Here is a 13,655-nt window from a genome sequence, read left to right as displayed (position 1 = left end):
GCAACCGGCAGCTGGACCGATCCGCCTCCCTGCACGGCGCCCGCAACCGGCAGAAGGACCGATCCGTCTCTCAGCACCCACCCGGCACCCGCCATTCGCAGCAGCCGGCGCCGCCCCGTTCCTTCGCATCCGCCATCCGCCGCCGGACCGCGCCGCTTCCGCTCACTGCGTCTGCCCCGCCTTCCGGGCTTCCGCGGACCGCTCCGCGCCGGGCCGCAGCCGGCCGAACAGCATCTCCGCGATCCGCCGCGCGGCGCCGGCCAGCACCTCGAACTCCTTCAGCCGCCGGAACATCGCCCAATAAAGCAGATTCGGCACCGTCAGCGCCAAGGCCAGCCGGGCGGCCACGGCCGTCCAGCCGTCCGCCGGCAGGAAACGGCTTGCCATGAGCACCGCCGCGAGCGCCGCACCGGCGACCGCCGTATACCGGGCGTAGACGATGAAGTAACGCCGGAGCGGCATCGCGAATACCTTGCGGTACACCCACCAGGGCGTCACCCAGAACGGAACCGCGAGGGCGCCGATCAATGAACCGAGGAAGACGCCGGAGATGCCGAGCGGCCCGACCAGCGCGACCGCGCAGCCGAGGGTGACCGCGGCCTGCACGAGCGGCGCGTACCGGTCCTCGCGGAATATGCCCGACGTCGTCTTCACCGTCGCGACGGCGTTCCGCATCCCCCGCTCATAGAACAGGAGCAGGAGCAGCGCCGGCACCGCCGGCTCCATCACCCAGGCTTCGCCGATCCACGCCCGGATGAACGGTCCGATCACGGCGTACAGCGCGATGCCCGCGCACGAGTAGAGCCAGAAATTCATGAGCTGCATGCCGCGGAACACCTCGTAGATCCGCTCCCGGCTCTCCCGCGCCACCAGGTTGCCGACGCTGTGGTACAGGTTGTTCGACACCTGGTAGATGAAGTTCCGGCAAATGTCGATCAGCATTTTGTAGTTGGAATACAGGCCGACCGCGGCGACGCTGACGAACGACGAGATGACGAGGCTTTCCGCGCCGAAGATGAGGTACGTTCCGACGTTCTGGAGCAAAATCGCCTTCACGTTCGTCATGAGTTCCCGCTTCGTCGCGGGATCGACCGGCGGCGCATCCTTCAGGCGCAGCCACGGATACATCCGTCCGACGACCGCCGCCACGCCGATCGTCGCCGCGAGCATGATGCTGAATTCGGTGACCAGGTACAGGATGTAATCGCCGGTCCGGAGCAGCACCAGAACCTTCAGCGCGGTCGCCAGCACCGTCGCGCCGGTGAAGGTCAGCGTCACGATGTAGTTCTTCTGGTTGACGTTCAGGAACGAATGCCGGTGAATGAAAAAGTAGGGCAACGCCGTGTTGAGCACGAACAGCACGTACACCAGCTCGAGCCGCTCCACCGACACGTCCCGCACCACGTACGGCAAGAGCGGCAGCATCGCGAGGCCGAGCGCCAGCACGACGAGCCCGATCGCGGCGTAGGCGCGCCGGTACAGCCGCATGAGCCCGAGGATGCGCGGCCGGTCATCCTCGGCGACCGGCTTGTAGAGCTGGTACGTGATGCTGGCGCCGATGCCGGCCTCGGCCAGCGAGATCATCGCGAGCACGCTCGTGAACAGCGCGTTGACGCCGAGATACTCGGCGCCCAGGCTGTGGATGAACACGGTCCGCGACAGGAAGCTGAGCGCGGTGATGACGAGCTGGTTGCCGAGTCCGGCGGCGATGTTGAAAAAGGCGTAGCGGGTTCTCATGCGCGCCGCCCCGCCGGTTCCGCGGGCATCGGTTCCGCAGGCGCCGGATCCGCGCGCTCCGCCGCTTCCACCTGCTCCGCGGCGGCCGCGGCGCGCAGGGCAAAGCCCTGCGCGAACGGCAGCACGTCGAACCGCTGCGCGTACACGCCGATGTCGCGCGTGTCGCCCTGCGCGAAGTCGACCGCGCCGCCGCGCCGCGTCACGCCGCGCAGGTACGTGAGCGCCCGCAGCGCCCGCTCGCGCGCGTCGTCCGGTGCGCCGGAGGCGGCCGCCGACCGCAGCAGGAACCAGGCCAGCGCGGCGGTGGCGGACGAATCGGCCCGCGTCTCGGGCCGGGTCACCGTCCACCGCCAGCTGCCGTCGGCCTGCTGGAACCGGGCGGCCGCCCGCGCGAGCTTCGCGACGCGCGCCTCCATCTCCGCCTTGCGCCGTTCGGATGCCGGCAGGAGCCGCCATACCTCGGCGAGCCCGATCGCGTACCAGGCGAGCCCGCGGCCCCAGCCGCACAGGCCGAGCGGCCGGCCGTCGCAGGCGGCGTACGCGTGGTACGGCAGCCCGATCTCCGGGTGCAGCCCGCGCCGCTCGTACGCTTCGATCTGCCGGATCGCGAGATCGACGCAGTCTTCCCGGCCGTAAGCCAGGCCGTAAGCGGTGAGGAACGGGCACACGAGCCCGATCGTGTCGACGTAGCGGTAGCCGCCGACCGCCCCCTGCCGGTAGCGCACCAGCCCGTCGTCGCCGACATGGCGCAGCACGAGTTCGGCCGTCTCGTCGTACGCCCGCCGGTACCGCTCCGGCTCCATGCCGCACCGCATCACCGCGAAGGCGAGCATCGCCGCGTCGACCTGCCCCGGCTTCACCCGCCAGGCGCCGTCTTCGCCGAACTTGCGGTCGAGGAAGCGTCCGAGCGCCGCGCGCAGGCGCGGGCGGAGACGGGCCGCGAAGGCTTCCGCGGTCCGAAGGTTCGCGGTCCGGGCCGCCGCCGCGGTTTCCGGCGGCGCCGCGCCCGCCGGCCCGAACCGCGCAGCCGCCGATCCGGTTGCCGCCGGCTCCTCATCCGCGCCCATGCCCGCCAGTTCGGTCAGCCCGAGCACGAGCGCCGCCTCCTGCCAGTGCTGGATCGCCGCGCGCCTGTACTCGCCGCGCAGCATGTCGAGCCAGAGCAGGCGCGTCTGGTCGGTGACGCGGACCGTCGGCGTCCGGATCAGCCACTTCACCGCGCGCTCCGCCGCCGCTTCCCGCCAGGCCGCTTCATCCGGGAACCGTCCGATGCCGATCCGCCCGGCCCAGGCGGACGCCGCGGGCGCAAGATCGATCGCCGCCGACGCCAGCGCCGCCAGCGCGATCGCCGAGGATGTCCCGAACAGGATCGCGTTCATCGTCCGCCGCTTCCCTCCGTCAGCACCGCCGCCCCGGAACCGGACGGACCGGCCGCGCCCTCCGGAACGGGCGGCTCGCCGGATGCCGGCTTGATCTCCGCCGCCGGCAGCCCGGTCGCGCCCGCCGCTGTGCCGGTTCCCGCGGCTTCGAAGGCGCCGGCCGCCTCCGCGATCGCCGCCGGCCCGTCCCCTTCACCGCCTCCGAACGCGCCGGTCAGCGCGTCGAACTTGCGCACCTCATCCTCGGTGCCGAGCGGTTCCAGCGCGAGATTCCGCACCAGCTGCTCCCGGAGCGCCGGATCGTCCATCAGCCGCATGAGCCCGTCCGCGATCGCCTCCGGCTCCATCGCCGCGATCAGCCCGTTCTTTTCATGCACGATCTGACTCCCCGCCGTCGGGTAATCGGTGACGAGAATCGGCAGCCCGAGCATTTTCGCCTCGTCGACCGCGATCGACCGGCCCTCGGTTCGGGACGGCTGGACATAAAGGTCGGCCTGGCGCATGTACGGGTACGGATTCGCCTTCGCCCCGAGCAGCACGAACCGTCCTTCCAGCCCGCGCTCCCGGATCCGCTTCTCCAGCCGTTCCCGCTCGTCCCCCTCGCCGATCACGAACCAGCGCACCTTCCGCCCCTGCTCCACCAGAAGCGCGCAGGCGTCGATCGCGAGGTCGAACCCCTTCTGCGGATGGAGCCGGCCGACCGACACGATGATCGTCTCGCCTTCCCGGCGTCCGTACAGGTCGCCCGTCTCCGCCTCCGCCAGCCGCCGGACCGCCGCAGGCGAGACGATGTTGCGGATGACGCGGATCTTTTCCCGGTGCCGGGGAAAACGCGTCTTCAGCACCGCCGCGCATTCCTCCGACACCGTCACGAGGTGGTCCAGCTTCGCGAAATACGGGTCGTCGAACGCCGGGTCCATCCCGTGCCGGTCGTAATCGGTGTGGATCCAGCCGATTTTCCGGTCCGCCCGCACCTTGTCCAGCACATAATAGATCGGCCCCCGTTCGAGAAAGCCGATCGCGCAGTCGTACCGCTTCTCCGGAGACGGCAGGCACCAGGCCATGTACCGCCAGATCCGCTGGTCGCTGCGCGCGGGCACCGGCTCGGTCCGGATGATCGCCCCCGCCATCAGGCGGGCGAGGGCATGGTCGGGCCGGCCCGCCCGGAGCGCTCGTCCCAGCGCCCGTTCGATCTTCATGTCGAAGAGCCGATAGGCGGCCGGCTCTTCCAGCACCCGGACCTCCGGCGGCAGGCTGGCGAGGAACATCCCCTCCCGCTTGAACAGCAGAAGATCGACCTCGTACCGCCCGTAATCGAGGACGCCGAGCAGGCTGACGAGCGCCCGTTCCGCGCCGCCGCAGTGCAGATGATTCATGACGAACAAGAGGCTTGTTTTCCGCTTCCGGCCGTCCATTCCGATTCTCCTTCCAGCAGCGCGTCGAACTTGCGCACCTCATCCTCGGTGCCGAGCGGTTCCAGCGCGAGATTCCGCACCAGCTGCTCCCGGAGCGCCGGATCGTCCATCAGCCGCATGAGTCCGCCCGCGATCGCCTCCGGCTCCATCGCCGCGATCAGCCCGTTCTTTTCATGCACGATCTGACTCCCCGCCGTCGGGTAATCGGTGACGAGAATCGGCAGCCCGAGCATTTTCGCCTCGTCGACCGCGATCGGCTTCCCCTCGAACCGCGAAGGCTGCGCGTAGATGTCGGCCTGGCGCATGTACGGGTACGGATTCGCCTTCACCCCGAGCAGCACGAACCGTCCTTCCAGCCCGCGCTCCCGGATCCGCTTCTCCAGCCGTTCCCGTTCGCCGCCCTCGCCGATCACGAACCAGCGCACCTTCCGCCCCTGCTCCACCAGAAGCGCGCAGGCGTCGATCGCGAGGTCGAACCCCTTCTGCGGATGGAGCCGGCCGACCGACACGATGATCATCTCGCCTTCCCGGCGTCCGTACAGGTCGCCCGTCTCCGCCTCCGCCAGCCGCCGGACCACCGCAGGCGAGACGATGTTGCGGATGACGCGGATCTTTTCCCGGTGCCGGGGAAAACGCGTCTTCAGCACCGCCGCGCATTCCTCCGACACCGTCACGAGGTGGTCCAGCTTCGCGAAATACGGGTCGTCGAACGCCGGGTCCATGCCAAGCCGGTCGTAGTCGATGTGGATCCACCCGATTTTCCGGTCCGCCCGCACCAGATCGACGCAGAAGTAGGTCGACGTCTTCTCGAGGAAGCCGATCGCCGCGTCGTAACGGTCGGAGACGGCGGACGCGAGGGCGCGCCGCAGGTATCGCCAGCCGTACTGCTCGCGCACCGCTTCCGTGCGCCCGATCCGGCTGCGCACCGCATACAGGACGCGGCAGAACGCCAGCTCCGGATCGCCCGCGCGGAGCGACGCCAGCACGGAGCGAAGGGCGGGCCGCCGGAACCGTTCGTAGCGCGCGGGCAAGGGCAAGAGGCGCACCTCCCGGGGCAACAGATCCATGAACAGCCCGCCGTGATCGAGCAGAAAGAGATCGACGTCGTACCGACCGTAATCAAGTTGCCCCAGCAGATTGACGAGGGCCTTCTCCCCGCCGCCCGCGGCAAGTCCCGGCATGATGAACAGCAGCTTCTTCTTCCGCACGTCGAGCCGCGCTCCCTATGCCAATTCGGCGAGATAGTCCGCGGCCCGCTGCGACATCGACCGGATGCGGGGGAGGGTGTCGGCGAGCCGGCCGCGCAGCGCCTCTTCTTCGGAGACCATTTCCTCGAACGCGTCGATCAGCTCCGCGGGATTCGCCATGACGCGGGTATCGATCACGAGCCGCTCCCGGCCGAACAGATCGCGCGCGATGCCCTTCGATTTCACGCTGTACCCGAGCACGATCGTCGGCACGCCGCTCGAATAGGCGGCGATCGTCGCGTGCGTCCGGGCGCCGACGAAGAAGCGCATGCGCGCGATGTATCCCTTCAGCTGCATCGCGTTCAGATCGCCCGGCAGGAGCAGCACCCGCCCCGTTTCCCTGAATGCCTCGTACAGCGGCCGGAGCGTGTCGAGATCGCTGTTCCCGTGCTGGATGACGTGCGGCGTGAGCGCGATCGCCGATTCCGTCGTCTCCAATACGTGGCGCACGAGTCCGCGCACGGCCTCGAGGGCCCTGGGATTGCGCTCCGCGACGAGCGGGCTCATGTTGACGCCGATCGTGTCGCCTTCCTTCCAGCCCGGCGGCAGCGGAAGCCGGATGTCCGGCAGCGTGAACGCCGGGTCGGCGACGAGCCGGACGTTGTCGAGGCCGCGGCCGCGCAGCACGTCGTACGTCACGGACTCCCGCGCGAGGATGAGATCGAACCGCTTGAGATCCTCCATTTTCCGCGCCGACAGATCCTCCTCGCCGATGGAGCAGCACCAGAGCACGAGTTTGCGGCCCATTTGTTTCACCCGGCGGTCGATTTCGTACAGGCCCGGCTGCTCGCCGTAGCAATAGTTGTCGCCGCCGATCGAGAGGCAAACGTCCGCTTCCCGGATCCGCCGGATGACGTTGCGGTGGATGCGGGCCAGCGCGTACGATTCGTCACCCGTCAGCTTGTACCGGATGGACGACACGATCCACTCCGGCGAGAAGCGCTTCAGCGTCCGCGCCGAACCGTCGTACACCGCCGAAACGTTCAGCCCGCGGTCCGTCTCCGGGCGCTCGGACGCCAGCAGCACCGTCGCGCCGCGGATCCGCGACTGGATGAGGGCGGCCGACGACCGGACGATCGCCTCGCATCCCCGGTTCATGCTTCCGGCGTGTGCGAACATGAGAACTTTCACGATCGGCACCTCCCGTTCTCGGTCGATTCGGACGATCAATCCCCGTTCCGCAGCCGGCTCCAGGTGGCGGCACAGTACACCCCGAGCGCCGACCGCCGGCTCATGAGTTCGAGCATGATCCGCTCGTAGCGCCCCGAACCGCCGCCGAACGCGGCACGGTACACCTCCAGCGCCCGGCGGACGTCGCGATGGTCGATCATCCGGCGCAGCCGCCTGAGCCGTTCGGCGGGCGTAAGCCCGACGGCCGGCCGGCAGTAGACGTAGATGTAGGCCAGCACGCTGCGGATCAGCTTCGCCGAGCGCAGGATCTCGAGCTCCCGCTCGTCCATCAGCTCCGCGTAGATCGGCGGCAGCTCCGCATGGTACACCTCCAGCGCCCGGGCGAAATAATCCCGGTCGCGCCAGCGCCGGGTCGCGCCGCCCTCCGTTTCCCGGTACCGGTAACCGCAGTAGTTCAGGTAGACGGCCGATTCCGCCCCGGCGAAGAACAGCATGTTGAACCAGCCGTCTTCGCCGAGCGCCACCCGGTTCGGGAACCGGGCGCCGGAGCGGCGGACCGCGCTCATCCGGTACAGCTTGTTCCAAACCGCGTTGCAGCGGTCCGATTCCACGAAATTGGGCAGCAGATGCGAGCGGATGTAATCGCGGTCAAGCCGTACACCGGCCGGGAACGGGAAGGATACGGTCCGGCCCGCTTCGCCCTCCGCGAACTCCGCGATGACCGCGTCGCACCCGTGCCGCTCCGCCGCTTCCCGCAGCGTCTCGAACCACTCCGGCGCGACCTCGTCGTCCGCATCGACGAAGCCGACGAACCGCCCGATGGCGGCGTCGAGCCCGGCGTTCCGGGCCGCGCTGACGCCCCGGTTCGGCTGGTCGATCAGCACGATCCGGTCGTCCAGCGCCGCGTGCCGCTCGAGGATCCGCCGGCTGCCGTCCGTCGATCCGTCATTTACGAAAATGAACTCGCACGCCTCCAGCGTCTGCGCGCGGAGCGAAGCGATGCAGCGCTCGAGATGCGCTTCCGCGTTGTACACCGGCACGATGACACTGACTTCCACGATCCGGCCACCTTCACGAAATCATGTGATACAGCTTCTTCAGCTCGTCCGCGTTGCCGTAGTCGCGCCGCCGGGCGCCTTCGGCGACCCGCTCCAGCGCTTCCGGATGCTTCACCAGCCGCTCGATCGCGTCCGCGAGGCCCTCCGCGCCGCCCGGGCAGATGTAGCCGTCGACACCGTCCGTCACCTGGCTCGCCGCGGTCGGATAGTCCGCGACGAGCACGGGCTTGCCGAGGATCTGCGCCTCGGTGACGACGACCGCCTTGCCTTCGTAACGCGACGGCTGGACGTACAGATCGGCGGCGTTCATGTAGGGGTACGGGTTGGCCTTTTTGCCGAGAAGCCGGAAGCTGTCCTGAAGCCCGAGCTCCGCGATCAGCGCCCGGAGCTCCGCCTCCTGCCCGCCGAAGCCGACGATGTACCAGCGGATATGCGTGTGACCGCGGTCGTGCAACAGCCGGAGCGCCCGGGCCGCCAGGTCAAACCCCTTCGCATACGACAGCCGTCCGACGGAGACGATGCGGAACGGCTTTCGGCCCGATCTATCTGCGGCATCGTCCGCCATCTCGGGCGGCGGGGTCCCGTCTCCGGCCATGGCGCGCACGAACGACGGCGAGGTGATGTTCTCGATCTCGACGACCCGCCCGTCCAGCTCCGGATAGCGGCTCAGGAACGCCCGCGTGCAGGCGGGAGAGACGGAGGCGAGGAAATCGAACGACCGCCACATCTCCAGATCCATCCCGGGGTCGACGGAGAGCGAGGAGTAGTCCGTGTGGATCCAGGCGATCTTCACGTTCGCCTCCACGTTCCGCGCCGTGTAGTCGTGCGGCCAGGAGAAACTGATCGCGGCGTCGTACCGCTCACGGCGCTTCCGCTGAAGGCGGGCCATGTACTTCGAGACGAGCTGCATCTGGATGTAGCCGGCGCCGGCGTCCTCGCGGTTCACCGGATGGCGCAGCGCCTTGAGCCGCGCGCCGTATTTGCAGGCCAGCCGGACGAGCGCCGAGGCGAGCTGGCCGTCCCGGACGCATTCGGCGATCGATTTGCGGTAGGCGGCGAGCCCGCGCTCCTCGGGAAGCAGGCGGACCCGGTCCGTGACGAGCGGCAGCAGTTCGCCGGTGTGCCGGAAGACGAGCAGGTCGACGTCATACCGGTCATAGTCGAAATGCTCCAGCATGTTGACGAGGCTCCGCTCGATCCCGCCGATCTCCATGTCGTACAGGGTGAAGAGCACCCGCTTCTTCACGCCGGTCCGCCTCCCGGCCGGGCGGGGACCCGCGATTTTCGCCGCACCCGGATGACCGGGCCCAGCATCTTCCGTCCCGCCCGGATGACCGGCCTGTGAACCATCCGCCATGCCCGGATGACCGGCCTGTGAGCTTTCCTGCATGCCCAGATGACCGGCCTGAGCGGGAAGTACAGGAAATGCAGGTTTTTCGGCAGCGGCAGCGACTCGGCGTCCGCGTGGTACGGGTGCAGCCAGCTCAGCCGGAACAGGATGCGCTGCCGCGGCGTCATCAGGCGAAGCAGGTGGCGGCTGTGGTAGCGCGCCACCTCCGGCGGCAGCGGCGGGCTGTGCAGGTTGATGACGCGGCCGATATAGAACAGCGCCGCTTCCGCAAGTTCATGCGCCCGCGGATGTTCGGCCATTCGCGCCGCGCCGGCCGGGGTCGGCGTGCCGAGCAGGCCCGCCGCAAGCCGGAGCGCCTGCCCGCAGAGGTGCGCGCATTCGTGGCGCCGGGCCTCGTCGTCGACCCGCTCCCAGCGGAGCGGCTGGCGTGCAAGGCGGTCGATGTCGAGCAGCCAGCGTAGACGGGACCAGCCGTGGCGGGCGCCGTGCGATGCGAGATACAGGAACATGTCCTCGAGCCCGGGCAGTTCGACGGGCCGCCCGCCGATCATCATCGTCCGCCGACGCTCCCACAGCATGTCAAAGGCCGGTTCCCGCGCGGGCCAGGGATGCATCCTCCAGTGAAGCTCGATTTTCGCTCCGGTCTGCGGATGGAAGAAGGCATAGTGATGGTGGCGCCAACGCCAGTCGCCGAGCACCGTGCGGATGTAGTCGTCCTTCACGTATCCCTGGTTCCGGAGCAGCCGGTCCGCCTCCCCGATGTCGGCGAACGGCACGAGCAGATCGACGTCGCCCGATGGACGGAGCGCCGGGTCGCCGTACAGGTCGAGCGACAGCGCCGGCCCCTTCAGCACCAGCATGCGGATGTTTCGCTCGCGGAAAAGGCCGGCGAGGCGACCCGTCTCGGCGGTCAGTTGCAGCATCCGGATCGTGTTGTTCCGGCATTGCGCTTCCAGCCGGTTCAGCACGGCCTGCGGCATGTCCGTCGGCCAGCCCAGCCGGAGCCGCCGCAGGATGAAAGGATGGACCCGGTGGTGGACCGCCAGCTCCGCGAATTTGCGCCAGTCGAACCCGTCGGACGGATTCGGATCCGGGCAGACGCACGGCGTGCGCTTGTCGCTCAGCAGCTCGATCATGACCTTGAGCTCCACCGGAAACGTTGAGGTGTCCCAGCGCGGAAACCGTTTCGAAGGCACCGCCCTCGCCTCCAGAATGGATGTTCACGATGGTGAAGGGATGAAGGATCGGAATGTTCGCTATTTAATATTTTTTAATTTTTTGATGTTCTCTATAATGAACACAGGATTACAATAGCACCTATTGGCCGAGCTGTCAATTCGCCCCGCGACCGCATTCCCCGCCTCGAACGGTACCGTGTGCCGTTAGAGAATGCAGAGACGCGTTGCACGGCCGGCTGACGGTACCGCGTACCGTTACAGGCCGATCCCGGCCGCTCGCAACCGCCGTCCCCGCCTCTATCACGGTACCGCGTACCGTTACGGGCTCCGACGGGTGCTCTCCACGGCGCTGCTTCCGCGCTATCACCCGCCATCGGCCGGCAGCGCGGCACCCGCGTCGCGGCGCCCGCGCAACCGTCCCGTGGCCAACGCCTCCGCGCGAATCCGCCGGCGGCCAACACCGCCGCCTCACCCGTTTCTCCCGAACAGTTGCCGCAGGCCGACGACCACCGCCGGTCCCGCCACGCGGCCCAGGAACCGCTTCGCCCCGGTGCGCAGCCGCACGTGCGCGGGCAGCCAGGACTGCGAGAAATGGTGAATCGTATAGCTCTCGGTCGTCAGGCAGCTGCGCCCGTTGATGTAATCGTACGGGCTGAAATAGCTGCGCGGATAGACGGCCACCCCGTCGGGCAGCATCTGGAAGCTGCCGTCCCGCTTCAGGCCGATCGATTCGCAGAAACGCGTCATCGCGGCCGTGTTCGTCGTCGTGTCGAAGCCGCCGTCCGGAAGCCGGAACCGCCTGCCCTCGTATTCGTGCAGCAGCGCCGCGATCCACGGATGCCCGGGCTCCGCGCCGAGCGTACCGGATTGAAGGTGGAGGCCGTCCTCGAATCCGGTGAACGCGCGATGCTTGTGCAGAGGCGCCAGCGGCCGGAGCACTTCGACGTCGGTGTCGAGATAGATGCCGCCGTGCTCCAGCAGGGCGACCAGGCGTACATAATCGCTGACGAACGCATATTTCCCCGCCTCGTACGCCTCCCGCACATAGGGATGCGAGCTGACGTCGAAATTGTCCTCGTTCCACTCGATCCACTCGTAATCGCCGAGATGGCGCCGCCAGCTCCGCATGCATTTCCGCACCAGCCGCGGCTTTTCTCCCCGGCCGAACCAGCAATAATGGAGCTTCTTCGGAATCCGCCATCCGTCAGGCATCTTGTCCGCCATCCGCACCGCTCCTTCCGGCTTCCTTCACTTTGACTGTCAACAACACAACCCTGAAGCGTCCGGTCGTTCTGCCGTTTGCAAAAGCCGGGGGCATCACGCAGCTCCGCGCCCCGAATCCAGACCGTTTACGGTCCCGCGGACCGTTATTCCGCTCCGGAAGCCGACCGCGACGCTTGTTAACGGTCCCGCAGACCGTTATTCGTCGGCACCGCGCAGCTCCGCGCCCCGAATCCTCGCCGTTTACGGTCCCGCGGACCGTTAATGCGCTCCGGAAGCCGACCGCGGCGCTTGTTAACGGTCCCGCAGACCGTTATTCGTCGGCACCACGCAGCTCCGTGCCCCGAATCCAGACCGTTTACGGTCCCGCGGACCGTTAATGCGCTCCGGAAGCCGACCGCGGCGCTTGTTAACGGTCCCGCAGACCGTTATTCGTCGGCACCGCGCAGCTTCGCGCCCCGAATCCAGACCGTTTACGGTCCCGCGGACCGTTAATGCGCTCCGGAAGCCGACCGCGGCGCTTGTTAACGGTCCCGCAGACCGTTATTCGTCGGCACCACGCAGCTCCGTGCCCCGAATCCAGACCGTTTACGGTCCCGCGGACCGTTAATGCGCTCCGGAAGCCGACCGCGGCGCTTGTTAACGGTCCCGCAGACCGTAAACCGTAAACCGAAACGGTGAACCGGATGCCCGACGGACCCTGTGCCGCCTTACAACGGCGCCCCTTCCCGGGCGACTCCCGGTTCGGCGTACCCGCCGCGCCGCGCCCGCCAGAGCGCATCCAGCTCCCGCACGGTGTTCCGGATGTCGTACCGGGCCGCACGCACCGGGTCCAGCGCAAGCCCGGCGCCGCCATCCGCCAGCCGCTCGCAGATCCGGTCCGCCCAGTACGTCTCACGCTCCTCCAGCGGCAGCGTCACGCACAGCCCGAAATTGGCCTCATCGGGAATCGCGTCCGAGACGAAGCACTTCACGCCGCACGCCTGCGCCTCGATCACCGCGAACGGAAGCCCCTCCAGCCTGGACGGGAACAACATCCAGTCCATCCAGGGCAGAATGGCGGGCACATCGCGGCGGACGCCGAGCAGCGTCACCGACGACTCGAGTCCGAGCTCCGAAATCAAAGCCTCCACTTCCCCGCGCAGGCTGCCGGTGCCGATCCAGTACAGCCGGACGCCCGGCATCCGCTTCTTCACCTCATGGAAGATCCGCACGAGAAAAAGCGGATTCTTCGACGGGTCCATCCGCCCTACCGTCACCAGGCGGACCGCATCGTCCCGCACGTCGATCCCTTCCGGCGCTTCCGGTGTCCGGACCGGCGTGAAGACGCCCATGTCGATGCCGTTCGTCACGACCTTCGAACCGAACTGCCACGGTCCGATCCGGTGCTGCCCCTTGTTCGCCGAATCGGAGCACCCGACCCGCTCCGTCGCGCAGAGCGCGATGAGCACCCGCATGACGAACGAGTAGAGCCGCCTGAGCCAGCCGATCCGTCCGGAATCGGCCGCCCGGTGGGCGTGCGCGATGCGGACGGGCACGCCTGCGATCAGCGCGGCGAGACAGTTGATGCCGTTGAAATAGTCCATGTGGCTGTGCACGGCGTCGATCGCCCCGTGCCGCCGGATGAGCCGGATCAGCCGGACAAAATGCCTCGCCCATCCGATCAGCCCGGCGCCGATCTCGGCCGTGCGGTAAATTTCCGCGCCCAGCTCCCGCGCCCGGCCTTCATGAAGCTGATCCCAATCCGTCGTGACGGCGAGCAGCACCTTCGTTCTGCTCCGGTCAAGATGCTCCAGCATGTTGAGGACGAACGTCCCGATGCCTTCCGCCGAAATGCCCGGCACGACATGCAGCACGACGATCGGCCTTTCGGCCGGCTCCGCAATCCCGGCATGTACGCCAGTCGGCATGCAATGGTCACCTCCGGCTGGTCGCGGG

10 protein-coding genes are annotated in these 13,655 nt (G+C 68.1%); all 10 read right to left on the bottom strand.

Going from position 1 to position 13,655, the window contains the following annotated elements; all coding sequences use genetic code 11:
- Window positions 1–162: 162 nt before the first annotated feature.
- The 10 genes from A9Z00_RS07330 to A9Z00_RS07285 all read right to left on the bottom strand — a co-directional run bounded on the left by A9Z00_RS07330 (window position 163) and on the right by A9Z00_RS07285 (window position 13,627).
- Window positions 163–1,737, bottom strand: a complete 1,575-nt coding sequence (locus tag A9Z00_RS07330) for a lipopolysaccharide biosynthesis protein (RefSeq protein ID WP_296975526.1) — start codon at window positions 1,735–1,737, stop codon at window positions 163–165.
- Window positions 1,734–3,116 carry a glycoside hydrolase family 88 protein gene (locus tag A9Z00_RS07325; RefSeq protein ID WP_296975525.1) on the bottom strand — a complete coding sequence of 461 codons (1,383 nt, stop codon included), beginning with the start codon at window positions 3,114–3,116 and terminating at the stop codon, window positions 1,734–1,736. The genes A9Z00_RS07330 and A9Z00_RS07325 overlap by 4 nt, the downstream gene beginning before the upstream one ends.
- Window positions 3,113–4,531 carry a glycosyltransferase gene (locus A9Z00_RS07320; RefSeq protein WP_296975524.1) on the bottom strand — a complete coding sequence of 473 codons (1,419 nt, stop codon included), beginning with the start codon at window positions 4,529–4,531 and terminating at the stop codon, window positions 3,113–3,115. Before A9Z00_RS07320 ends, A9Z00_RS07325 begins: the two co-directional genes overlap by 4 nt.
- Window positions 4,489–5,739 carry a glycosyltransferase gene (locus tag A9Z00_RS07315; protein ID WP_367189281.1) on the bottom strand — a complete coding sequence of 417 codons (1,251 nt, stop codon included), beginning with the start codon at window positions 5,737–5,739 and terminating at the stop codon, window positions 4,489–4,491. Before A9Z00_RS07315 ends, A9Z00_RS07320 begins: the two co-directional genes overlap by 43 nt.
- A 15-nt stretch (window positions 5,740–5,754) precedes the next feature.
- On the bottom strand, window positions 5,755–6,909 hold the full coding sequence (locus A9Z00_RS07310) for a polysaccharide pyruvyl transferase family protein (protein ID WP_296975523.1): 1,155 nt from the start codon (window positions 6,907–6,909) through the stop codon (window positions 5,755–5,757).
- A 35-nt stretch (window positions 6,910–6,944) separates the two neighbouring features.
- On the bottom strand, window positions 6,945–7,967 hold the full coding sequence (locus A9Z00_RS07305; RefSeq protein WP_296975522.1) for a glycosyltransferase family 2 protein: 1,023 nt from the start codon (window positions 7,965–7,967) through the stop codon (window positions 6,945–6,947).
- Window positions 7,968–7,980: 13 nt separating this feature from the next.
- On the bottom strand, window positions 7,981–9,213 hold the full coding sequence (locus A9Z00_RS07300; RefSeq protein ID WP_296975521.1) for a glycosyltransferase: 1,233 nt from the start codon (window positions 9,211–9,213) through the stop codon (window positions 7,981–7,983).
- Entirely contained in the window at window positions 9,210–10,454 is a 1,245-nt protein-coding gene (locus A9Z00_RS07295) for a nucleotidyltransferase domain-containing protein (RefSeq protein ID WP_296975520.1), read from the bottom strand. The genes A9Z00_RS07300 and A9Z00_RS07295 overlap by 4 nt, the downstream gene beginning before the upstream one ends.
- Window positions 10,455–10,964: 510 nt before the next feature.
- Window positions 10,965–11,720, bottom strand: coding sequence for a glycosyltransferase family 32 protein (locus A9Z00_RS07290; protein WP_296975519.1), 756 nt, complete (start codon window positions 11,718–11,720; stop codon window positions 10,965–10,967).
- Between the two features lie 707 nt (window positions 11,721–12,427).
- On the bottom strand, window positions 12,428–13,627 hold the full coding sequence (locus A9Z00_RS07285) for a glycosyltransferase (RefSeq protein ID WP_296975518.1): 1,200 nt from the start codon (window positions 13,625–13,627) through the stop codon (window positions 12,428–12,430).
- Window positions 13,628–13,655 lie beyond the last annotated feature (28 nt).

This window comes from Thermobacillus sp. ZCTH02-B1, assembly GCF_002159085.1.
Classification (GTDB): Bacteria; Bacillota; Bacilli; order Paenibacillales; family Paenibacillaceae; genus Thermobacillus.
This window is presented reverse-complemented; position numbering and strand designations above follow the sequence as displayed.